This is a genomic window from Ruegeria sp. AD5 (assembly GCF_056542345.1).
Map to the genome: position 1 here is coordinate 963,151 of NZ_JBQFZR010000001.1, position 21,602 is coordinate 984,752.

At 58.0% G+C, this 21,602-nt stretch carries 20 protein-coding genes, 1 other RNA gene and 1 riboswitch; of the genes, 16 read left to right on the top strand and 5 right to left on the bottom strand.

Going from position 1 to position 21,602, the window contains the following annotated elements:
- Nucleotides 1–55: 55 nt before the first annotated feature.
- The 3 genes from ACR0JG_RS04850 to rsgA all read left to right on the top strand — a co-directional run bounded on the left by ACR0JG_RS04850 (nt 56) and on the right by rsgA (nt 3,243).
- On the top strand, nt 56–1,918 hold the full coding sequence (locus ACR0JG_RS04850; RefSeq protein ID WP_480567840.1) for a bifunctional 2',3'-cyclic-nucleotide 2'-phosphodiesterase/3'-nucleotidase: 1,863 nt from the start codon (nt 56–58) through the stop codon (nt 1,916–1,918).
- A 38-nt stretch (nt 1,919–1,956) separates the two neighbouring features.
- Nucleotides 1,957–2,055: signal recognition particle sRNA small type (ffs, locus tag ACR0JG_RS04855), an RNA gene on the top strand.
- A gap of 159 nt (nt 2,056–2,214) precedes the next feature.
- On the top strand, nt 2,215–3,243 hold the full coding sequence (rsgA, locus tag ACR0JG_RS04860; RefSeq protein ID WP_170398678.1) for a ribosome small subunit-dependent GTPase A: 1,029 nt from the start codon (nt 2,215–2,217) through the stop codon (nt 3,241–3,243).
- A 36-nt stretch (nt 3,244–3,279) separates the two neighbouring features.
- Here the strand turns inward: rsgA and ACR0JG_RS04865 are convergent, their stop codons facing one another.
- The gene (locus ACR0JG_RS04865) at nt 3,280–4,137 is read right to left on the bottom strand and encodes an alpha/beta hydrolase family protein (RefSeq protein WP_480567842.1); all 858 of its coding nucleotides are present in this window, start codon (nt 4,135–4,137) and stop codon (nt 3,280–3,282) included.
- A gap of 122 nt (nt 4,138–4,259) precedes the next feature.
- Nucleotides 4,260–4,479, top strand: a riboswitch (cobalamin riboswitch).
- A gap of 91 nt (nt 4,480–4,570) precedes the next feature.
- On the opposite strand from ACR0JG_RS04865, the gene ACR0JG_RS04870 reads away from it, so the two are divergent.
- The gene (locus ACR0JG_RS04870) at nt 4,571–4,978 is read left to right on the top strand and encodes a hypothetical protein (RefSeq protein WP_480567844.1); all 408 of its coding nucleotides are present in this window, start codon (nt 4,571–4,573) and stop codon (nt 4,976–4,978) included.
- A gap of 4 nt (nt 4,979–4,982) precedes the next feature.
- Here the strand turns inward: ACR0JG_RS04870 and ACR0JG_RS04875 are convergent, their stop codons facing one another.
- Nucleotides 4,983–5,483: a phosphatase domain-containing protein gene (locus ACR0JG_RS04875; protein WP_170398687.1), complete on the bottom strand. Its 501-nt coding sequence runs from the start codon at nt 5,481–5,483 to the stop codon at nt 4,983–4,985.
- A 172-nt stretch (nt 5,484–5,655) separates the two neighbouring features.
- Here ACR0JG_RS04875 and ACR0JG_RS04880 point away from each other — a divergent pair, with 172 nt between their 5' ends.
- From ACR0JG_RS04880 to ACR0JG_RS04900, 5 genes are all read left to right on the top strand, one after another.
- Nucleotides 5,656–7,416, top strand: coding sequence for a DNA polymerase III subunit gamma/tau (locus ACR0JG_RS04880; RefSeq protein WP_480567846.1), 1,761 nt, complete (start codon nt 5,656–5,658; stop codon nt 7,414–7,416).
- A gap of 231 nt (nt 7,417–7,647) precedes the next feature.
- On the top strand, nt 7,648–7,992 hold the full coding sequence (locus ACR0JG_RS04885) for a YbaB/EbfC family nucleoid-associated protein (protein WP_170398693.1): 345 nt from the start codon (nt 7,648–7,650) through the stop codon (nt 7,990–7,992).
- Nucleotides 7,993–8,056: 64 nt separating this feature from the next.
- Nucleotides 8,057–8,650: a recombination mediator RecR gene (recR, locus tag ACR0JG_RS04890; RefSeq protein ID WP_480567848.1), complete on the top strand. Its 594-nt coding sequence runs from the start codon at nt 8,057–8,059 to the stop codon at nt 8,648–8,650.
- A 107-nt stretch (nt 8,651–8,757) separates the two neighbouring features.
- On the top strand, nt 8,758–9,309 hold the full coding sequence (locus ACR0JG_RS04895; RefSeq protein WP_480567850.1) for a thermonuclease family protein: 552 nt from the start codon (nt 8,758–8,760) through the stop codon (nt 9,307–9,309).
- 117 nt (nt 9,310–9,426) lie between these two features.
- Nucleotides 9,427–9,915: a hypothetical protein gene (locus ACR0JG_RS04900; protein ID WP_480567852.1), complete on the top strand. Its 489-nt coding sequence runs from the start codon at nt 9,427–9,429 to the stop codon at nt 9,913–9,915.
- On the opposite strand, the gene ACR0JG_RS04905 is transcribed toward ACR0JG_RS04900, so the two are convergent.
- Nucleotides 9,912–10,541, bottom strand: coding sequence for a ribonuclease T2 family protein (locus ACR0JG_RS04905; protein ID WP_480567854.1), 630 nt, complete (start codon nt 10,539–10,541; stop codon nt 9,912–9,914). The genes ACR0JG_RS04900 and ACR0JG_RS04905 overlap by 4 nt on opposite strands.
- Nucleotides 10,542–10,671: 130 nt before the next feature.
- Between ACR0JG_RS04905 and ACR0JG_RS04910 the strand changes: the two genes are divergently transcribed.
- Entirely contained in the window at nt 10,672–11,433 is a 762-nt protein-coding gene (locus ACR0JG_RS04910; RefSeq protein ID WP_480567856.1) for a DUF1013 domain-containing protein, read from the top strand.
- A gap of 54 nt (nt 11,434–11,487) precedes the next feature.
- Entirely contained in the window at nt 11,488–11,877 is a 390-nt protein-coding gene (locus ACR0JG_RS04915; protein ID WP_480567858.1) for a hypothetical protein, read from the top strand.
- Nucleotides 11,878–11,920: 43 nt separating this feature from the next.
- Here the strand turns inward: ACR0JG_RS04915 and ACR0JG_RS04920 are convergent, their stop codons facing one another.
- Both ACR0JG_RS04920 and ACR0JG_RS04925 read right to left on the bottom strand, forming a co-directional pair.
- Entirely contained in the window at nt 11,921–12,952 is a 1,032-nt protein-coding gene (locus tag ACR0JG_RS04920; protein WP_170425783.1) for a permease, read from the bottom strand.
- A complete protein-coding gene (locus tag ACR0JG_RS04925; protein WP_170398716.1) occupies nt 12,945–13,253 on the bottom strand; it encodes an ArsR/SmtB family transcription factor in 309 nt (102 codons plus the stop codon). Before ACR0JG_RS04925 ends, ACR0JG_RS04920 begins: the two co-directional genes overlap by 8 nt.
- Before the next feature lie 146 nt (nt 13,254–13,399).
- Here ACR0JG_RS04925 and pdxR point away from each other — a divergent pair, with 146 nt between their 5' ends.
- From pdxR to ACR0JG_RS04950, 5 genes are all read left to right on the top strand, one after another.
- Entirely contained in the window at nt 13,400–14,860 is a 1,461-nt protein-coding gene (pdxR, locus tag ACR0JG_RS04930) for a MocR-like pyridoxine biosynthesis transcription factor PdxR (protein WP_480567860.1), read from the top strand.
- Nucleotides 14,861–14,984: 124 nt separating this feature from the next.
- The gene (gene xsc, locus ACR0JG_RS04935) at nt 14,985–16,760 is read left to right on the top strand and encodes a sulfoacetaldehyde acetyltransferase (protein ID WP_170425785.1); all 1,776 of its coding nucleotides are present in this window, start codon (nt 14,985–14,987) and stop codon (nt 16,758–16,760) included.
- 170 nt (nt 16,761–16,930) lie between these two features.
- Nucleotides 16,931–19,747 (top strand): molybdopterin oxidoreductase family protein, encoded by a 2,817-nt coding sequence (locus tag ACR0JG_RS04940; RefSeq protein ID WP_480567862.1) that lies wholly within the window; start codon nt 16,931–16,933, stop codon nt 19,745–19,747.
- Between the two features lie 91 nt (nt 19,748–19,838).
- The gene (locus tag ACR0JG_RS04945; protein WP_170514754.1) at nt 19,839–20,588 is read left to right on the top strand and encodes a 4Fe-4S dicluster domain-containing protein; all 750 of its coding nucleotides are present in this window, start codon (nt 19,839–19,841) and stop codon (nt 20,586–20,588) included.
- Nucleotides 20,588–21,475 (top strand): dimethyl sulfoxide reductase anchor subunit family protein, encoded by an 888-nt coding sequence (locus ACR0JG_RS04950; RefSeq protein WP_480567864.1) that lies wholly within the window; start codon nt 20,588–20,590, stop codon nt 21,473–21,475. The genes ACR0JG_RS04945 and ACR0JG_RS04950 overlap by 1 nt, the downstream gene beginning before the upstream one ends.
- Nucleotides 21,476–21,602: the final 127 nt, after the last annotated feature.

Genomic DNA, 21,602 nt, shown 5'->3' on the forward strand with positions numbered 1-21,602 from the left:
GAAACGTTGGCACACTGACAGCTAGAAGTTGAAGATATTGAAATCAAAGCATTTAATGCGACAACGAAGAGATGCAGATGATGGCGCACGGATTCGAATCCTTGCAACATCCGATCTACACATGCACCTGACGTCATATGATTACTATTCGGATCGCGCCGAACCTGCGATTGGTTTGACCCGTACCGCCAGCCTGATTCACGAGGCGCGCAGACAGGCTGAACGCGACGAAGCCCTCGTGCTGTTGTTTGACAATGGTGATAGCCTGCAGGGAACGCCATTTGGCAACTGGGCAGCTGAAAACGTGTCAGACGCCCATCCCCTGCCACGCGCGTTCAACACGTTGAACTATGACGCGATCGGATTGGGTAATCACGATTTCGGATTTGGGCTGGAACTCGTCAATCGCATCGCTCGCCAAACCGCCTGCCCAATGATTTGCAGCAATATGCAAACCACTCAGACCGAACAAGGTTGGGATGCACACACGATTCTGCATCGGGTTGTCAGACTAAATGGACAGGACACCGCAATCCGCATCGGGGTTCTTTCTGTTTTGCCCTCTCAAACCGCACAGTGGGAAGCACATCTGCTAACGGACCGGGTCGTGGTAACAGACATTCTGGCCGCTGCGCGGCGCGCTGCTGAAGATCTCAGCGTGCAAGGTTGCGACCTGATTGTCGCCCTTGCGCATACCGGACTGGGATCGGCAATGGCCGAGCCGGATATGGAAAACGCGATCATCCCGCTGGCCGAGATGCCGCTGATTGATGCCGTCGTCGCAGGCCACACCCATCTGACACTGCCCGGAAAGGCGCATGATGGTTATCCATTCGTCGACAGTACGCGGGGGCTTGTCCATGGAACGCCGGTTGTCATGCAGGGTTGGGCCGGGTCTCATCTTGGGATCATTGATCTGACACTGCAAAAAGATACCTCCGGCGATTGGCGCATTACAGGCAGCCATGTCGAAGCGCGGGCAATCGCTCAATCGGGCACCGAAATACCCGAATGCCAAAGGATCACAGAGCTGTTTGCGACCGGCCACGCTGCGACGCGCAAAAGGGTGACCAGGCCAGTGGGCACAATCCCACACACGCTGCACAGCTACTTCTCATATTGCGTACCGGATCGCGGTCTGGCCTTGGTTGCGGCGGCTCAGGCCGCTGCCCTACGCCCGCATTTGGTCGATACCGACTGGGCAGATTTGCCGATCATATCGTCAGCCGCCCCGGCAAAGTTCGGCGGGCGCGCAGGAAGCAAGTACTACACTGATATCCCCTCAGGCGAGATTTCAGTTCGACATATCGCCGATCTCAGTGTCTTTCCTAATGAATTGCGCGCGGTGCTGGCCTCAGGTTCTCAGATTCGGGACTGGCTTGAGATGTCAGCCGGGCTGTTCCATCAACTTGGATCAGACGCCCCGATCGATCTTGCCGATCCTCAGCGCACGGGCTTCAATTTCGATGTCCTGCATGGCGTCACCTACCAGATCGATCTTTCGCAACCGGCGCGGTTCGATACGCTCGGTCGAGTGATTGATCCGGCATTTTCCCGCATACGCAACCTGGAATTCGATGGGCAGCCGATTGCGCCTGGCCAGAGTTTCCTTGTCGCCACCAATAACTACCGCGCCAATGGCGGTGGTCATTTTCCAATTGCGCGACAAGCCCGTATGATTGACCTGCCGCAGATCAGCATACAGGATATTCTATGCAAATACGTCGCGGGCACACTGCCCGCCGACCCACTTGCGCATGCACCGCGCCCCTTTTCTTTTGTGTCAAACCAAAGACAGGGCGCGATCCTGACAACGGGGCCGCGCGCGCTACACCATGTTGCAGAGCTTGCTGAGTATCATCCACGCATTCTGCCCGACGATGCGGATGGTTTCATGCGCATTCATCTGACCTTCTGACGGGTTGCCATTTTCAGGGGATGCACCTATATCGGCTTTGAGAGGTTGGCGCGGGCGAGCGCCTCGCCAACCTGGTCAGGTCCGGAAGGAAGCAGCCACAACGAGCCCCGCTTGGGTCGATGTCCAACCTCTCACTTAGAACCTATCAGCCGCAGGAGGGCGTTTATGATTGTAGCAAAAACCCTTCGGGCAGACCGGTTCTGATCCTTTCCGATCAACTGATTGCCTGAACACGTCGCCGGCGGATGCGCGATTGCCATTCGACGGGATTGCTGTTTCTGATCACAGGCAGACCAATGTTACTTTCCTTATCGGACCTCGGATGGTCCTCTCATTTCGCGGCTCAGCATACGGCTGATCCGTCACTTCTTCCGTATCGCATCTCGGCAGTACACCGGGATCGACTGATCGGGCTGAGCCCTGAAGGTGAATCGCCTTTGTTATCTCCGGATCAATCAACCGGTGCATATGCCGTCGGAGATTGGGTTCTGGTGGATGAAAACAAACGAATACGCCGTATGCTTGACCGGCGAAGCCAGCTTCAACGCCGAGCGGCAGGTACCGGAGCTGCAGCGCAGTTGATCGCTGCAAATGTAGACGTGCTGTTCATCGTCAGTTCCTGCAACGCCGATTTTAATCTGCCACGATTGGAGCGGTATCTTGCGCTGGCGCATCAGGCAGGCTGCTATCCGGTGGTCGTTCTGACCAAATCGGACATGTGCGATGATCCGAGCCTTTATGTAGATCAAGCCCAATCGCTCGCCCCGTTTCTGACGGTACTTGCGGTCAACGCGCTGGATCACGGCGATCTCGAACAAGTTCTGTCGTGGTGTCCGAAAGGACAAACCAGCGCCTTGCTTGGATCATCCGGCGTTGGGAAAACGACGCTCGCCAACGGGATGACGGGGCAGGATCAGGCCACCGCAGGTATCCGTGAAGATGATGCGCGCGGCAGGCACACAACAACTGCACGCGCCTTGCATCGCATGCGCAACGGCGGTTGGCTGATCGATACGCCCGGCATGCGCGCGTTACGTCTGCTAGATGCGCAAGAGGGGTTGGATGAGGTGTTCTCGGACATCTCAAACCTCAGCCTGAATTGCCGCTTCTCGGATTGTCAGCACGAGACCGAGCCCGGATGTGCGGTGCAGGCGGCAATCGACGCTGGTACGCTTGATCCCGCGCGGCTGGACCGCTGGCGCAAGCTGCGGCGCGAAGACCAACACAATTCCGCTTCGGTGGCGCAGGCCCGCGCCCGCGACAAGGCGTTCGGCAAGATGGTGCGCAGCGTGATGCACGAGAAAAAATCCCGTAAAGGGCTATAACGAAGCTGGGCAACGGCCTACCGGTGCCCAGCGCTATCAGGCGATCAGCCTAGGCCAGACTGCCGCATTCCGTCTTGCGAATGCACCGATATGGCCGATCTTGGATACTCCGAATTCGCTTGGTGCAAGCAGATGGCGCCCGGCTTTGGGTCCATAGAGATCGGCAAGACGCCAGACAGCATCCGGCGGCACCATTTCATCATCTGCGAAGGTAAACAGATCGACACGTTTGCCCAAGTCTTCCCAGCGGGCGGCGGGCAGTGTCGTGCCGATCTCTGGCACATAGCTTTTGGGGGCGGTGCACCATTTGCGCCATTGCCAATAGACTTGGGCAGGCAGGTCCGATCCAAACCCGACCAACCGTCCGGGCAGGTAGCCAAGCGCCTTGACCACCAGCGGCGCGTGACCAAACCAGAACAACGCCGCCAAAGCGCGATAAGGCCAAGGGTGATCCGCCAGCGTTACCAGACCCGAACAGACACAGATCATCCTATCAATCTGATCGATATCGGGTTGGATCGGGCCAAACATTCCGCCCAAGGAATGACCGATGCTCCATAGCTTGGCCTGCGGAAACCGTCGGCGCATCTCGGCCCGGGCGGATGGAATGTCGATCAACGCCCAATCGGCCATGGTGACATTTGACCGCTTTTGCGAACCCACCAAAGAGTGACCAAAATCCCGGTAATCGTAAGTCAGGCAGGCCATGCCCTGTTCTTCGGCGAGCCATCGGGCGAAGTACTGATAGTAATCCCTCGGCACCCCAGTCGCACCGTTTATGACGACCACCTTTTCGGGGTCGGCAACCGGACGGTAAAGCCGCGCCGACAACATTGCCGGGCCGGACGGGATTTGAAAATCCTCGGTCACAACCGCCTGCTGCGTGTCCAACATGGTGCCCTCCAATACCGACTGAACTGATCAGTTCACCCGAAGCGCCTCAAGTCAAGGTTGACGTGGCTGGACCGTACGTCACTTGCCTGACGCAATCTTCTTGACTCGGGCACGGCGCAGCCGATAGCCATGTCGCGATGGTTCTCGCGCCCAATCGGGCCGGGATGAAAAGGGAACACGGTGCGGTTCTGCACGGAGAAAACCGGAAAGAACCTAGTCCGAGACTGCCCCCGCAACTGTAAGCGGAGAGCAATGCCGAGATACCACTGGCCTTGAAGGCTGGGAAGGTCGGCAAAGCGATGACCCGCAAGTCAGGAGACCTGCCATCAGATGTAGAACCGAAACTCGGGCGGGGTGTCCGGGACGGGTTTGATCGTGCTCTGCACCGACCAACCTGTGCCACGCCCTCGCCCTGCGCGCGGAGGGCGCATTGATGATCTGGAAGACTAAAACGCACGAATTCGCGGCGACCGTGTGCCAACGTACTGGGGCAACCTGCCCCGCACTGGCGCAAATGGCGCGGGCTCTGACGCAGGCCATGTCCGCCACAAAACCGGTCACGAAATCTGAGTTTGAGATTGAAGGCACCATAGATCTGTCGCACTGCCCGGAAGGATGCACCGCCCGCTTTCGCGCCCAATGCGACCAGATACGTGTATTCTGCGGAACCGATCCTGAAATCGATACCGGCCGGCTGGATGACTACGCAGACATGATGTTCGGAACCGAGTACCGCAGCCTACCCGCAGACCTGCTAAGGAATCCTCCTTGCGCCATGCTTGAGGCTTCGCTTCTGGTGCAGCACAACGGTGGCGAAATCTCGCCACATGTTGGTGTCTAAGCCGTCAAACTGCTTGAACACGGGCCGGTTCAACGGCCCAAAGCATCTGGGCATTTGTCTCGACTGCGCAAGGACGCACCGTACGCAATCGCTTCAATGCCGCCTCAGGCCGTTCACCGCATTCAACCATCAGACGCAGAACCACCATCCCGGATCGGCCACAGCCACCACGGCAATGCACTAGCACACGGCCACCACCTGACAACGCCTGACGTGCGGTCGCGCCAACGCGGGGCCAGCGGTCCAAAATCTCTTTGGGTGGCGTGCCAAAATCTTCGATCGGCAAATGCACCCATCTGCTGGCACGCCCCTGAATATCAGCGCCAAAATTCCGCGCACCATCCTGAATCATCTCGACCTCAGTGGTCATCGAGATCACAAGTCCCGGCTTCCAGTCTGCGATAAGATCAAGGTCTTCTGTATACGTTCCTCCACGCCCAGGCATCGAGGACAAGGCCAAGGTGCCTCCGCCAACCTGCAACGCATAAACCACCAGTTGCGACATAATCTCCCCCCAAACAAACTTCACCCAACAACATACTGGTCCAGTAAATAGAATAGAGTGGATTTTAGCCGCATACCCACGCATTCCAAAATGAAAATCGTCCCGGCTGGCTGTGGACGCGGGCGGCGGGGGCCTCTACGCTGCGGCGTAACGCGAATCCGACAGAGCAGACATGACCGAGACGCCCAACCCCGCCTACCAGGTTCTTGCCCGCAAATACCGCCCCGAAACCTTTGCCGATCTAGTCGGTCAGGACGCCATGGTGCGTACCCTGAAAAACGCATTCGAAGCGGATCGGATCGCGCAGGCCTTTATCATGACCGGCATCCGCGGCACCGGTAAGACGACGACCGCCCGGATCATCGCCAAGGGTATGAACTGCATCGGTCCCGATGGCAGCGGCGGCCCTACCACCGAACCCTGCGGTCAATGTGAACACTGCGTAGCCATCATGGAGGGCCGCCATGTCGATGTGATGGAGATGGACGCCGCCAGCCGCACCGGTGTCAATGACATCCGCGAGATCATAGACAGCGTCCGCTATCGCGCTGCGTCTGCGCGCTACAAGATCTATATCATCGACGAGGTTCACATGCTGTCGACCAGCGCTTTCAACGCGCTGCTCAAGACGCTGGAAGAACCCCCCGAACACGTGAAGTTCATCTTTGCCACCACCGAGATTCGCAAGGTCCCGGTAACCGTCCTGTCCCGTTGCCAGCGCTTTGATCTGCGCCGGATCGAGCCGGAGGATATGATCGGACTGCTGCGCAAAATTGCAGATGCCGAAGGGGCGCAGATTGCCGAGGATGCGTTATCGTTGATCACCCGGGCTGCCGAAGGATCAGCGCGGGATGCGACCTCACTGCTGGATCAGGCGATCTCGCACGGGGCCGGTGAAACCAGCGCGGATCAGGTGCGCGCGATGCTGGGGCTGGCCGATCGGGGCCGGGTGCTGGATCTGATGGATATGATCCTGCGCGGCGATGCTGCAGGCGCGTTGACCGAGCTGAGCGGGCAATATGCCGAAGGGGCTGATCCACTCGCCGTCTTACGCGATCTGGCTGAAATCACGCATTGGGTTTCGGTGGTCAAGATCACCCCGGATGCCGCCGAAGATCCCACCGTTTCCCCCGACGAACGCGCCCGAGGTCAACAAATGGCCGAGGCTCTGCCCATGCGAGTCCTTACACGCATGTGGCAAATGCTGCTGAAAGCGCTTGAGGAAGTTTCCGCCGCACCCAACGCAATGATGGCTGCGGAAATGGCCGTGATCCGCCTGACCCATGTGGCCGACTTGCCTAGCCCGGAGGAGCTGATCAAGCGTCTGCAAGATACGCCTCCGCCGCCCAATGGTGGGCCCGGCAAGGGAATCGGTGCGCCGGGACATGCTCCTGCCGCGCCGCAGGCTGCGGCCCGATCGGCCTATGCCGCATCGGGAATCGGCGGCAACGCAGGCGGGCCAACAGCCGCGCTAGCCCAAGATGTGCAGGCAGCGCTGGCGCGCTATCCAACATTTGAACATGTGGTCGAACTGATCCGAGCGAACCGGGACGTGAAGTTGTTGGTCGAGGTTGAAAACGGCGTGCGTCTGGTATCCTACCAACCAGGCAGGATCGAGTTCGCCCCAACCGACAACGCCCCGACCGACCTGTCACAACGATTGGGCGCGTCGCTGCAGCGTTGGACAGGCAACCGGTGGGCCGTTTCTATTGTCGCTGAGGGCAACGCACCGACCATTGCCGAGGTACGGGACGCTGCAGACTTGGCCCTGAAGGCCGAGGCTGAACAGCATCCTCTGGTGCAAGCAGTGCTGACTCATTTCCCGAAAGCGCGGATCAAGAGCATCGAAACCGCAGAACAACGCGCCGCTCAAGTCGAAACCGAAGCCCTGCCCGAGGTCGAAGACGAATGGGACCCGTTCGAAGAAGACTAAGCTTCGAGCATAAGCGCACCTCAACCAAATGCTCCCGCACCCGCCACGGGCCATCGGCTGGCGCCGACCTGAGCGGCTATGGGCCCTGCAGCGCGCCTTACGCACCGCCGGGCCTAACGGGAGCAAAGGTCTTGCCAAAGACCTTGACAACGGGCAGGAGCATCCAGGCCTCTTGTGCCGCGCGGTTACGCTTCGTATCTAGGCCACAAATCGAGTGACAGGAGATTACCGATGCTAAAAGGTTTAGGCGGCCTGGGTGACATGGCCAAGATGATGAAATCCGCGCAGGATCTGCAAACCAAGATGACAGACATGCAGGAAGAGCTGAACACCATCATGGTTGTCGGCGAATCCGGTGCCGGGCTGGTCAAGGCCACCGCGACCGCCAAGGGCGAGTTGAAAGGTCTGGATATCGACCCGTCGATCTTTAACGGTGACGATAAGGAAGTAGTCGAAGACCTCATCCTCGCCGCGATCAAGGACGCCCAAACCAAGGCGCAGGAACGTTCACAGGCAGAAATGGCCAAGCTGACCGAAAGCATGGGCCTGCCCGCAGACATCAAGCTGCCGTTCTGATACACCCTCCTGACGGATCTATGGCCGGGGCGTGTTTCTCTGGCCCAATTGCGAGGGTCTCACGGTGAGTTCGAACAGTGACATCGACAATCTGATCGACCTGATGGCCAAGCTGCCCGGTCTCGGCCCCCGCTCGGCCCGCCGCGCAGTCCTGCACCTGATCCGCAAACGCGCCCTGCTGCTAACGCCGCTTTCTGACGCCATGCAGCAGGTAGCCGTAACTGCCCGTGAATGCCTGAACTGCGGCAATGTGGGCACCACTGATATCTGCGACATCTGTAACAACGAGGCTCGCGCATCCGGAGAGCTGTGCGTGGTCGAGGACGTCGCCGACCTTTGGGCGATGGAGCGTGCCGGGGTCTTCAAGGGTCGCTATCACGTTCTGGGCGGCACTTTGTCGGCTTTGGACGGGGTCGGCCCGGATGAATTGCGTATCCCCCGGTTGAAGGACCGGGTTGTGGCCGAGAGTATCACCGAGATCATCCTCGCCCTGAACGCCACCGTCGATGGCCAGACCACTGCCCACTACATCGCTGATCAGTTGGAGGGGCAGGTTCGTCTGACATCCCTGGCGCAAGGTGTACCGATTGGGGGAGAGTTGGACTATCTGGATGACGGGACGATTACGGCAGCGCTTAGGGCGCGGAAGGAGTTGTAGGAGCAGCAACAGATATATTAATCGTTTCGAACTATAGGTTTACTCTAAAAGCAATCATCTAATAGCATCTTCAGCATTGCGATAACCATTCTAAGTTCAGGTTTATGATGCTGAGATTTCTACTGCGTACTTTATCGCGCCCTCCACGGAAGGGGAGAAAAGCGGCGCCGTTCAGGTCCATTACACCGGCAAATACGACTCGCGAGGTTGGGCGAATTACTGAATCGACAGCGCCCTCAAAACTGCCCACGACCACGACGCTAAAGGGAAAATGTCATGTAATTGATGGTGATACGATAGTAGTCAGCGGCACGAAGATCAGGATCGCCGGCATAGATGCACCAGAGTTGGAACACCCTTGGGGTAAGAAATCCAAATTTGCGCTAATCGAAATGTGCAAGGGCAAGGTGGTCACTGCCATCATCAAGGAAGAAGTCTCATATGATCGGATCGTAGCCAAATGCATTCTGCCGGACGGCACTGATGTAGCGGCTGAACTGGTCAAGCAAGGGCTGGCATTGGATTGGCCAAAATTCTCTGGCGGTACATATGCGCATCTTGAACCTCAAGATGCACGCAAGAAGCTATGGCGCGCTGCTGCGCGGCAGAAAGGCCATATGAGAGCGTTCCACTCCGAAGTAAAACTGCGCAGTAAGTAGATTTGAGATCAGGCCAACCAACACCAAGACTCTCAAAGAGTGTTTTTATCCGGCAACTCTTTGCTTCTAAGTCAATTAAGGATAGGAAAGGACATACCGTTGAAAACCCGAGCCCCCATGCCCCGCCTTCTCGCCCTCACCTTCGCCGCTGTCACTGCCACTGCCGCCCTTTCGCAGGCACTCATCGACAAGGGCTTCGTCGAAGGCTGGAACATCATGATGGACCCCAATCTCGGAAATGGATGCCTGATACAAACCGTGTATCAGGACCTCTCGGTGGTGCGGCTAGGTTATGACGCGCTGGATAATCGCGGGTATTTCACCGTTTACAACAAGGCTTGGGGCGACATTAAACCGGGGGAACAATATCCGATCCGGTTCGAGCTGGACGGCAAGAGCTTTGATGCCACCGCCATCGGGTTCAAGCAGGATCGCGTGCCCGGCGCGACGGTGTTCTTTACGGACCGGAGTTTCGTCACCTCGATTGCGCAGAACAAGACCATGACCGTCTACAATCCAGAAGGTCAGACCGTCATGGCGATTGATCTGAAAGGCACCGCCAAAGCGCTGGATTATGCGCGCGACTGCCAGAACAAAAAACTCTAACGAATCGGATCAAACACCGCGTTTTTAGCGGTGCAATCACGGATCACGTCGCGGCCACAGGGCACCGGGGCAAGATCGCGGGACAAGCACAGGCGGACTTCTTCGATATAGCCTTGCTTACAGGTGATGGTGATCATGTCAGGCTCGAGCGTGGGATTGGCCTTGAGAAAGGCCTCTTCCACCACCGAAGCGGGCAGTTTGACCGTCGCGTCCAGCTTGCGGAACACCTCGGGGCGCGCAACTCCTGCATAAGCCTGCCGCGACAGGGCGAAATAGTCGGGTGCACTGAGGCCCGAACAGGTGCCGTGCTTTTTCCATTGATGCCAGGCCAACCCGGATGAGCCCTGAATATCCTCCATTTCCCGCGTCATGCGGCGTGTGGGTGGCGCTTCGGACGTGCGACAATACGAAGGCCAGCCCTGATGGAATTGCGGCCAGAGCCCATGCAATATCCATCCGTGATCGTGTCGTGCGTTGCACTGATCCGATCGGCGCGCATCGCCTTCGCGGGCGCACCAATTGGGCGACCAGCTGAGCGACAGGACGTAGTAGTCAAAATCGCCCGCCTTTTCGCCCTCGGCCATCGCAGCCATGGCACTCAGCACCCACAAAATCGCCCAGCGCATTCGCCTCTTCCCTTCTTTAGCTGTCGCGACTATATAGGCCCCAAGTTCCCCGACAACGGAAACCTGCCCCATAGCTTCGGGGCCGCCGAATTCCGGCGACGGGACAGATGTATTTATAGGAGACGGGCTGATGGCAAAACCGCTTATGGCCAAGGCAACCGCCGTATGGCTGGTGGACAACACCACGATCAGCTTCAAGCAGATCGCGGATTTCGTAGGCATGCACGAGCTGGAAGTGCAGGGTATTGCGGATGGTGATGTGGCTGCAGGTGTCAAAGGGTTTGACCCGATTGCCAACAACCAGCTGACTCAGGAAGAAATTGACACCGCGCAAAACAACCCGCTGCACAAGCTGAAGCTGAAATTCAATCCGGCGGCATCAGGCGAAGAGAAACGCCGTGGTCCACGCTACACCCCGCTGTCCAAGCGTCAGGACCGTCCGAACTCAATCCTGTGGCTGGTCAAGTTCCACCCGGAACTCAGCGACGGCCAGATTGCCAAGCTGGTCGGCACCACCAAGCCGACCATCCAGTCGATCCGCGAGCGGACGCACTGGAACATCTCGAACATGCAGCCGATCGATCCGGTTGCCCTGGGTCTGTGCAAACAATCCGAACTGGATGCCATCGTGCAAAAGGCCGCGGCCAAGAAAGCAGCCGAAGGTGGCGTGATGAGCGATGATGAGCGTCGCAAACTGGTCTCGACCGAACAGTCGCTCGAGATGGATTCAGCGCCCAAGATCCCGACCGCGATCGAAGGTCTCGAGACATTCTCGTTGTCCGAGGACACCAACGAGAAGGAAGACGAAGAGCCCATCGTCGATGCGGATAGCTTCTTCAACCTGCCCAAGAGTGGTGGTGATGAAGAAGACGAAGACGATCTGCGCCCCTGAGATGCGCATGGTCCCGGCCTCGAATAGCCGGGACCCGATTTTTTGGGTGATTTGATGCTAAAGGTTCTATCCTTATTCTTCGACGCGCATCGTGCCGTTTCAATCTATGTGTTCCTGAAATCCTGGTGGTTGGCCATTACAGGTGCCGTAGTGATGATTGCGATAGTCGCAGGCTTGCTGTTGCTGAATGACGACGGCAAGCACGAGCACGAGGCGTTTCTCACCGTCGCGGTTTTGTCGGCGACACCGATCAATGGCGATCTCAAGAACGGGGTCATTGCTTCGGTGCGCTTGCCGGATGGCTCAGCAGCATCAATCACGTCGACCGAAGGGCCGATTGCTCAAACAGTTGGAACCAAAGCCTGTATCGAGAAACGGGTTTTCGTTGAAAGTGGAGAGCCAAGGTATCGGTTCAAACTGCCACGATATTGCGAAGCTAGCTAGAAAAGCAAAACCGCCCGGTGGCTCAACCGAGCGGTTTTTTTGTTTAGATCATTTGAAACAGGATGCCTGCTACGATGGCACCGCTGATGCCCAAGCCCAGATAGGTGGCAAAGACGCGCGGTTTCACCAGTGACCACACGGCCGCCATCGCAGGTATCGAACTGACGGCGCCGGCCACCATGAACGACATCGCAGCACCCGCACTCATACCCTGTTCCATCAGACCCGCAAGAAGCGGTGGTGCGACGTAAGAGTTCAGATAGGCAGGCATTCCGACCAAGGCAGCGATGACAATTGGCACAACACCCTCACCACCAACAACGCGGGCGATCAGGTCTGCCGGAACATAGCTGACCAGCAGCGCCTCGAGCACGTAGGCGAACGCTAGCCATTTGAGCAAGAACAGACCGTTATGAACGAATTCGGCCCGAAAGCGCGTCCGACGGTCAGGGTCTTGCCAGAACTTCCAGACGGGTTTGTCATCTTGCTTTGGTCCGCAACCGCAGCAACCAGCGGGTTTGTATTCACGCAACGGCTGCGCAAAGGCACCTCCCCGCATCAGGGTGCGCACGGCAAACCCGCCGAACAAACCCAACGCGACAGCGGCAACCGCTTTACCAATTGCAAACGGCCAACCCAGCGCACCCGCAGTAATCAGCAACGTCGGGGGGTCGATCAACGGTGAACTGAGCCAGAATGCCATCACGGCCGACAATGGCGCACCCAGAGCCAGCAATCCCGCGATGAATGGGATCACTTCGCAGGAACAAAATGGGGCCAGCCCGCCAAACAACGCGGCCAGAAAGATCATCCGTGTCTCGCGACCCTCAAATGCACGGGCGACCATCACTTCGGCCCCGGTTGCCTTCAGGTATGATAGCAGCAGAACAGCAAACAGGATGTACTGGCCCGTATGCGCAAGCGCTTTGGCTGCAAAACTCACAACCTCGGTCCAGTTGCCCGGATCAAGAACGGCCACCAGCGCCAGTATGACCACGATCAGAGCCCAGGGCGTTTTGATCAGGTCGATCAGGTTTCTGGCAAGTGGCTTGGGGTTTTGTGTTAGTTCAGCCATCGTTTGCGGCCTTTCCGATTTCGTCTGCGCAGCATTCACTAAGGATGAACTGCGCCAGGTTTCTCAATTCGTCAAAGCACGCGCGGTTGATCGTGCTACGCCCGATCTTCTCTTGCTCAACTACTCCGCCAGCAGCCAGAAACCGCAGATGATGCGCCAGAGTCGAGGGTGCGATTCCTGTCCTCGTCTGAATTTCTCCAACGGTCAGGCCTGCTTCCCCAGCACGAACCAAGGTCTTAAGAACCTTCAATCGGGCTTCCGAGCCCATGGCAGAGAAACCTGCGGCAGCTTCTTCCCACATCCTTTATCTCCATTAAACTAGATTTCTGGTTATTTAGTTTAATTTGTATCCTGCGTCAACCACGCGTGTGCGTAAAACTCCCAACATGGTTCGCAGGGCCATAAGTCCAGATTGCCACCGCCTTAGGTCCAACCTATAACGAGGCAATGGGTATTTCGGTCGACACATTCTTTTTGGAACGCAATGGGCAAGGCACCTTACAGGCGCAGCTGCAACAGTTGATCGCCGAAGGCATTCTGTCAGGACGCTTCCACGTCGGGGAAAAGCTGCCCTCGTCCCGTAAACTTGCTGCCCATTTGGGTGTCAGCCGGATTACGGTCACGCTTGCCTATACTGAACTGCTGGCCAATGATTACCTGACCGCCAAAGGCCGGTCGGGATACTATGTTTCAGAAAATGCGCCAGTGCCGCCGACCTACACGCCAGTGCGGCGCGACACCGAAGTGGTTGACTGGAATCAGGCGTTTGCCCGCCGTTTCTCGGGCGGTGATGTGCTGACAAAACCCAGCAACTGGCGTGACTACCGCTATCCCTTCATTTATGGCCAAGTCGACAGAAAGCTGTTCGATCATGCAAACTGGCGTCTCTGCGCGGTTCGGGCGTTGGGACATAAGGACTTTGATTCTCTGACCGGGGACTATGTCGATCAGGACGACCCGCTGCTGCTTGAATTCATCGCCCGGCATACTCTTCCCCGCCGTGGAATTGTAGCCCGGCCCGAAGAAATCTTGATCACCCTGGGCGCTCAGAACGCCCTTTGGCTGGCGTCTCGCATATTGCTGAACCGGAACCGTAGGGCAGCGATCGAGGACCCCTGCTATTACGCCCTGCGCGATCTTCTGATTCACTCGGAATGCAAGCTGTCTTATCTGAAGGTCGACCGGGACGGGTTGCCGCCGGAAACAATCCCTGACGATACCGACGTCATATTCACCACCCCCAGCCACCAGAGCCCGACAACCGCGACCATGCCGGTGGACCGCCGACATGCACTGCTGCGTCGTGCCCGCGAATTGGATGCCATTATCGTCGAGGATGACTATGAATTTGAAATGTCATTTCTCGGGGCCCCATCACCGGCGCTCAGGTCAATGGATCGCGATGGGCGGGTGATCTACGTGGGCAGCTTTTCCAAGTCGCTGTTTCCGGGGCTTCGATTGGGCTACATGGTCGGGTCCGAACCCTTTATCCGTGAAGCGCGCGCCCTGCGATCTCTGGTCTTGCGTCACCCTCCTGGCCACATGCAGCGAACTGCAGCCTACTTCCTATCGCTCGGCCACTATGATGCTCAGATCCGGCGCATGTCTAAAACGCTGCAACGCCGTCGCGAAGCGATTGAGGAGGCAATTGGACAATATGGTCTGACTGTTGCTGGGCGCGGGATGTTGGGCGGATCATCGATCTGGATGCAAGCGCCGCTGCATGTAGACACCAGCAAACTGGCCCGAGACCTGCAGCGCCAAAGCGTCCATATCGAACCGGGTGAGGCATTTTTTTCAAGCCAGAACAGGCCAAAGAACTTTTATCGGCTGGGCTACTCTTCAATCTCGTCGGATCGTATCGAACCGGGAATCCAACAGATTGCTGAAGCGATCCGGCGTTCTTAAGCACTCTGGACTTAAACCGCTACCGGTTCTGGCCCTAACGCCACAGACACCCGTACGCCAAAACCGATCAGAAAACTGGGTGCAAAACCCCCGTTCCATCCTTCTATGATCGGAGATTACGCAGATGAAGATGACCACTGAAGAAGCCTTTGTAAAAACCCTGCAGATGCATGGCATCGAACATGCGTTCGGTATCATCGGCTCGGCCATGATGCCGATCTCCGACATCTTTGGCAAAGCAGGCATCACTTTCTGGGATTGTGCCCACGAAGGGTCCGGCGGCATGATGGCTGACGGCTACACCCGCGCAACCGGCAAGATGTCGATGATGATCGCCCAGAACGGCCCCGGCATCACCAATTTTGTGACCGCAGTCAAAACTGCCTATTGGAACCACACTCCGCTGCTGCTGGTCACTCCGCAGGCCGCAAACAAGACCATGGGTCAAGGTGGTTTCCAGGAAATGGAGCAGATGCGCATGTTCGCAGACTGCGTTTGCTATCAGGAAGAGGTGCGTGACCCCAGCCGCATGGCAGAGGTTCTGAGCCGGGTGATCATGAACGCCAAGCGCGCTTCGGCACCTGCGCAGATCAACGTTCCGCGCGACTTCTTCACTCAGGTGATCGACATCGAGCTGCCTGCTGTTGTTGAGTTTGAACTGCCTTCGGGTGGTGCATCGGCCGTATCCGAAGCTGCCGCTCTGCTGTCGAACGCAAAGAACCCCGTTATTCTGAACGGTGCAGGCACCGTTCTGTCGAAAGGCGGCATCGAAGCGTCGAAAGCACTGGCCGAGCGTCTGGACGCTCCGGTCTGCGTTGGCTACCAGCACAATGACGCTTTCCCCGGTTCGCACCCACTGTTCGCTGGCCCGCTGGGCTATAACGGCTCGAAAGCCGGTATGCAGCTGATCAAGGAAGCAGACGTTGTTCTGTGCCTCGGCACCCGCCTGAACCCGTTCTCGACCCTTCCAGGCTACGGCATGGAGTACTGGCCTGCAGATGCAAAGATCATTCAGGTCGACATCAACCCCGACCGCATCGGCCTGACCAAGAAGGTTTCGGTTGGTATCGTGGGCGATGCGGCGAGCGTTGCCACCAGCATCCTGAACCAACTGTCCGACACAGCCGGTGACGAAGGCCGCGACGCGCGCAAGGCGAAAATCGCCGAAACCAAATCGCGTTGGGCGCAAGAGCTGACCTCGATGGACCACGAGCAGGACGATCCGGGCACCACCTGGAACGAGCGCGCGCGCGCTGCCAAGCCGGACTGGCTGAGCCCGCGCAAAGCATGGCGCGCGATCCAGTCCGCGCTGCCGAAAGAGGCGATCATCTCGTCCGACATCGGCAACAACTGCGCCATCGGCAACGCCTATCCTTCGTTTGAAGAAGGCCGCAAGTATCTGGCCCCCGGCCTGTTCGGCCCCTGTGGCTATGGTCTGCCTTCGGTCATTGGCGCGAAGATCGGCTGCCCGGATGTACCGGTTGTCGGCTTCTCTGGCGACGGTGCCTTCGGCATTGCAGTCACCGAACTGACCGCCATCGGTCGCGAAGAATGGCCCGCCATCACTCAGGTTGTGTTCCGCAACTACCAGTGGGGTGCGGAAAAGCGCAACTCGACCCTGTGGTTCGATGACAACTTCGTCGGCACCGAGTTGGACACCAAAGTGTCCTATGCCGGCATCGCCAACGCCTGTGGCTTGAAAGGCGTCATCGCACGCACTCAGGATGAGCTGACTGCGGCGCTGAGCCAGGCGATCGAGGATCAGAAGAACGGCATCACCACCCTGATCGAAGCAATGATCAACCAGGAACTGGGTGAACCCTTCCGTCGCGACGCGATGAAGAAGCCGGTTGAAGTTGCAGGTATCGACGCAAGCGACATGCGTCTGCAGCAGGTTTGATTGCTGTCAAAAACATAAGTCGGACCGGGTTCAACCGGTCCGCTTAAAGAAAAGCAGAGGAAGGGGGTGCCTGCACTCTCTTCCTCTATATGGTTGAGCCCGGTGTGCTTACGCTCCAGTGTGTTCAACACGTACAGGTACCAAGGCGATCCGCCACAGGGAGAGACAGCGTGAATCAACAACCGAACCTCAACCTATCCCCACCCGTGTCAGACGAGATCCGCCAGACTACATGCTACATGTGTGCCTGCCGCTGCGGTATCAACGTGCACATGAAGGATGGGAAGGTCGCCTATATCGAAGGCAATCGGGATCATCCGGTAAACAAGGGCGTTCTCTGCGCCAAAGGCAGCGCGGGGATTATGCAGGTGAACGCCCCGTCGCGCCTACGCGCACCGCTCAAACGCGTCGGCCCGCGTGGGTCTGGCGAGTTCGAAGAGATCAGTTGGGACGAGGCGCTCGAGATCGCTGTCGGTTGGCTAAAACCGATCCGCGAAGACAACCCCGAGAAACTGGCCTTTTTCACCGGCCGTGATCAGAGCCAGAGCTTCACCAGTTTCTGGGCACAGAATTTCGGCACCTGTAACTATGCGGCCCATGGCGGGTTCTGTTCGGTCAACATGGCAGCCGGTGGCATCTACACGATGGGCGGTGCATTCTGGGAATTCGGTCAGCCCGACTGGGATCACACCAAGCTGTTCATGCTGTTCGGCGTTGCAGAAGACCACGACAGCAACCCGATTAAAATGGGCATCGGCAAGATCAAGGCGCGCGGTGCCCGGGTGATTGGGGTAAATCCGATCCGCTCGGGCTATAACGCCGTGGCAGATGATTGGGTCGGCATCACCCCCGGTACCGATGGCCTGTTCATCTTGTCGATGATCCATGTGCTGATGAAGGCAGGCAAAATCGATCTGGATTACCTAAGTCGCTACACCAACGCGCCGGTCCTGATCAACGCATCCGACGGTCCGGAAAAGGGTCTGTTCCTGAAAGACGATGACGGCAAGCCATTGGTCATCGACCGCAATACCGGCAAGCTGACTGCTTTCGACACCCCCGGCGTCCGCCCTGACCTATCAGCGACCTACGAAAAGGACGGTGTCACCCACCGCCCCGTCTTCCACCACATGGCAGAACGGTATCTGGCGGATGAATACGCCCCCGAGGCAATCGCAGATAAATGCGGCGTGCCGGCGACCCGCATTCGCGCGATTGCTGGCGAGTTGGCCCGTGTGGCCTTTGATGAAGCGTTCGAACTGGACCATGAATGGATCGATTTCCGGGGCGAGAAACACTCGAAGATGATTGGTCGCCCCGTCGCGATGCACTCGATGCGCGGCGTTTCAGCCCATGCCAACGGTTTCCAGACCTGCCGCGCCCTGCATGTGCTGCAGATCCTGCTTGGAACGGTCGAAGTCCCCGGCGGCTTCCGCTTCAAGCCGCCCTACCCCAAGCCAGTTGAGGCGCATCCGACTCCGCATTGTAAGGTGACGCCGAATACACCTCTGGACGGGCCGCATCTGGGGTTTGTTCGCGGCCCCGAGCATCTGGCGCTGAAAGAAGACGGCAGCCCGGCGCGGATCGACAAAGCGTTTACATGGGAAAACCCGATGTCCAGCCACGGGCTGATGCACATGGTGATCTCGAATGCCCATGCAGGCGATCCCTACAAGATCGATACGTTGTTCATGTACATGGCCAATATGTCCTGGAATTCGACCATGAACACCAAGGGTGTCATGGACATGCTGACGGACAAGGATGAGAACGGCGACTACGTGATCCCGCATATCATCTATTCCGATGCTTATTCCTCGGAAATGGTGGCCTATGCCGACCTTATCCTGCCCGATACAACCTATCTGGAACGACATGACTGTATCTCGCTACTGGACCGCCCGATCTGCGAGGCCGAGGCAGCGGCAGACGCGATCCGCTGGCCGGTGATTGAACCCGACCGCGACGTACGCGGCTTCCAGTCGGTTCTGATCGATCTGGCCAACCGCATGGGCCTGCCCGGCTTTACCAACGATGATGGCAGCGCCAAGTGGACGGATTACGCCGACTATATCGTCAACCACGAACGCAAGCCGGGCATTGGACCGCTTGCCGGTTTCCGGGGCGAAAACGGCGACAAGGAAGGTCGTGGCGAGGTTAACCCCGACCAATTGAACCAATACATCGAGAATGGTGGCTTCTTTGTCGCGCATATTCCCGAAGGTGCGGATTACTACAAACCTTGGAACACTGCCTATCAAGACTGGGCTGTGGGCATGGGTATCTATGACAGCCCACAGCCCTATCTATTCCAGCTCTATTCCGAGCCGATGCGTAAATTCCAACTGGCCGCCGAAGGCTACGGGGAACGCCAGCCCCCAGATCACCTGCGCGCGCAGATCCAAGATACAATGGACCCCCTGCCCATTTGGTACGAAACCGATCAGACCGGCAATGAAGGCTTCACCGTCAACGCTCTGACCCAGCGGCCAATGGCGATGTATCATAGTTGGGGCACACAAAACGCCTGGTTGCGTCAGCTGCATGGGCGCAACCCGCTATACGTCCCGACCAAGCTGATGCGTGAACACGGGCTGCAAGACGGCGATTGGGCCAAAGTCAGCTCTCCACATGGCGAGATCACGGTACCCGTCATGGAGATGGCTGCGCTGAACAACAATACCGTGTGGACTTGGAATGCCATCGGAAAGCGCAAAGGGGCCTGGGCCTTGCAGAAAGGCGCCCCCGAGGCCACCAAGGGTTTCCTGCTCAACCACCTGATCCACGAACTGCTGCCCCCCAAAGGTGACGGCCTGCGCTGGGCAAACTCTGATCCGATCACCGGTCAGGCCGCCTGGTTCGATCTGAAGGTAAAAATCGAAAAGGCCGCCGCTCCAAGCGATGCTGAAAGCCAGCCAGAATTCGCTCCAATCAAATCGCCGGTCGGGCAGGGGCCAAAGGATTTGGCCTGGAAGGTGGGCAAATGACCCGATCCGTTCTTCATCTGGCTATAAATATATCGGGGTCTGGGGCAGAGCCCCAGCCCGCCCTGACCACAATCGCAGAGGCAAGGCAGTCATGACCCAGCTCCCCCAATCAACCGAACGCAAGATGGGTCTGGTCATTGATCTGGACACCTGCGTTGGCTGCCATGCCTGCGTCATTTCATGCAAAGGCTGGAACACCGAAAACTACGGCGCGCCACTGTCGGATCAGGATGCTTATGGTGCTGACCCTTCAGGCACCTTCTTGAACCGGGTGCACTCTTACGAGGTGCAACCCGCCGAAGGGCATGCCCAATTGATCCACTTCCCAAAATCCTGCCTGCATTGTGAAGACGCACCCTGCGTGACCGTCTGCCCCACCGGTGCCAGCTACAAGCGGGTCGAGGACGGCATCGTTCTGGTCAACGAAAGTGACTGCATCGGCTGCGGCCTGTGCGCGTGGTCCTGCCCCTATGGCGCACGCGAGCTGGATCAGGCCGAAGGTGTCATGAAGAAATGCACGCTTTGCGTCGATCGGATTTACAACGAGAACCTACCCGAGGTGGATCGTGTGCCTTCTTGTGTGCGCACCTGCCCGGCGGGTGCCCGGCATTTTGGCGATCTCGGCGACCCTGGCAGTGATGTCAGCAAGCTGGTCGTCGAACGTGGCGGCATGGACCTGATGCCTGAACAGGGCACCAAACCCGTCAACAAGTACCTGCCGCCCCGACCCAAGGACAAAATTGAGGAACAGATTGACATCCTGGCCCCTCTGCTGGCCCCGGTCGCCGAAGAGCCCAAGGGTTTCCTCGGCTGGCTCGACAAGACCCTGGAGAAGCTCTGATGCACCCGGCACCTTCCGTTATCATCTTTACCACCCTGTCCGGCCTCGGATTTGGACTCTTGTTCTTCCTGGGACTCGGCATACCTGACGTCTCGGGCTGGGTCGCGTTTGTGTTTTTCGCAATTGCCTATGGCTTGTCCATCGGCGGTTTGCTCGCGTCGACATTCCACCTCGGCCACCCAGAGCGTGCCTGGAAAGCCTTCACCCAGTGGCGCTCAAGCTGGCTCAGCCGCGAGGGCTGGTGCGCGGTCATCGCGCTGCTCGTCATGGGGCTCTATGCAATTGGTGCGGTCTTTCTAGGCCAACGCTGGGGTGTGCTGGGCTGGATCGGGGCGGCATTTTCGCTGGCCACGGTCTTCACCACATCGATGATCTACACGCAGCTCAAGACCATCCCTCGCTGGAACATGAACCTGACACCGGCCATGTTCTTGTCGTTCAGCCTTGCAGGCGGGGCGTTGTTGGCCGGAGCAGAAGCGCTTGCCCCTTGGTTGCTGGCCATTGCCGGCGCTGTACAGCTTGCCTATTGGGCCAAGGGCGACGGTGCGTTGTCCCGATCGGGAACCACGCTGGCAACCGCGACAGGGCTTGGTGAGCGAGGCGCTGTCCGCGCATTTGAACCACCTCATACAGGTACAAACTATCTGCTGCGTGAGTTTGTGCATGTTGTCGGTCGGAAGCATGCGCAGAAACTACGGATGATATCCTTTGGTCTGGCTTTTGTGCTGCCTTTACTGCTGATCCTGCTCCCCGTCTCAGGTGTTCTGATCAAGCATTTCTTCGCGCTGATGGCGGTACTGTCGCATCTCACCGGCGTCGCTGTTTCACGCTGGTTGTTCTTCGCGCAAGCAGAGCATGTGGTTGGGTTGTACTACGGCAAGCGTTGATGGGGGCTCTGCCCCCGTCGCGGCAAGCCGCGCCTCCCCCGAGGTATTTCTAGCCAGATGAAATTTGGATCCCGAATTAAAAAAAGGGCGGCGCTCGATCTTCGAGGCCGCCCTTACGAGTCCGTGT

Bases quoted from the DNA above. Each gene is read 5' to 3' on its own strand.
- ACR0JG_RS04850 (WP_480567840.1), top strand. From the start codon at position 56: ATGCGACAACGAAGAGATGCAGATGATGGCGCACGGATTCGAATCCTT.
- rsgA (WP_170398678.1), top strand. From the start codon at position 2,215: ATGTTACTTTCCTTATCGGACCTCGGATGGTCCTCTCATTTCGCGGCT.
- ACR0JG_RS04865 (WP_480567842.1), bottom strand. From the start codon at position 4,137: ATGTTGGACACGCAGCAGGCGGTTGTGACCGAGGATTTTCAAATCCCG.
- ACR0JG_RS04870 (WP_480567844.1), top strand. From the start codon at position 4,571: ATGATCTGGAAGACTAAAACGCACGAATTCGCGGCGACCGTGTGCCAA.
- ACR0JG_RS04875 (WP_170398687.1), bottom strand. From the start codon at position 5,483: ATGTCGCAACTGGTGGTTTATGCGTTGCAGGTTGGCGGAGGCACCTTG.
- ACR0JG_RS04880 (WP_480567846.1), top strand. From the start codon at position 5,656: ATGACCGAGACGCCCAACCCCGCCTACCAGGTTCTTGCCCGCAAATAC.
- ACR0JG_RS04885 (WP_170398693.1), top strand. From the start codon at position 7,648: ATGCTAAAAGGTTTAGGCGGCCTGGGTGACATGGCCAAGATGATGAAA.
- ACR0JG_RS04895 (WP_480567850.1), top strand. From the start codon at position 8,758: ATGCTGAGATTTCTACTGCGTACTTTATCGCGCCCTCCACGGAAGGGG.
- ACR0JG_RS04900 (WP_480567852.1), top strand. From the start codon at position 9,427: ATGCCCCGCCTTCTCGCCCTCACCTTCGCCGCTGTCACTGCCACTGCC.
- ACR0JG_RS04905 (WP_480567854.1), bottom strand. From the start codon at position 10,541: ATGCGCTGGGCGATTTTGTGGGTGCTGAGTGCCATGGCTGCGATGGCC.
- ACR0JG_RS04910 (WP_480567856.1), top strand. From the start codon at position 10,672: ATGGCAAAACCGCTTATGGCCAAGGCAACCGCCGTATGGCTGGTGGAC.
- ACR0JG_RS04915 (WP_480567858.1), top strand. From the start codon at position 11,488: ATGCTAAAGGTTCTATCCTTATTCTTCGACGCGCATCGTGCCGTTTCA.
- ACR0JG_RS04920 (WP_170425783.1), bottom strand. From the start codon at position 12,952: ATGGCTGAACTAACACAAAACCCCAAGCCACTTGCCAGAAACCTGATC.
- ACR0JG_RS04925 (WP_170398716.1), bottom strand. From the start codon at position 13,253: ATGTGGGAAGAAGCTGCCGCAGGTTTCTCTGCCATGGGCTCGGAAGCC.
- pdxR (WP_480567860.1), top strand. From the start codon at position 13,400: ATGGGTATTTCGGTCGACACATTCTTTTTGGAACGCAATGGGCAAGGC.
- xsc (WP_170425785.1), top strand. From the start codon at position 14,985: ATGAAGATGACCACTGAAGAAGCCTTTGTAAAAACCCTGCAGATGCAT.
- ACR0JG_RS04945 (WP_170514754.1), top strand. From the start codon at position 19,839: ATGACCCAGCTCCCCCAATCAACCGAACGCAAGATGGGTCTGGTCATT.
- ACR0JG_RS04950 (WP_480567864.1), top strand. From the start codon at position 20,588: ATGCACCCGGCACCTTCCGTTATCATCTTTACCACCCTGTCCGGCCTC.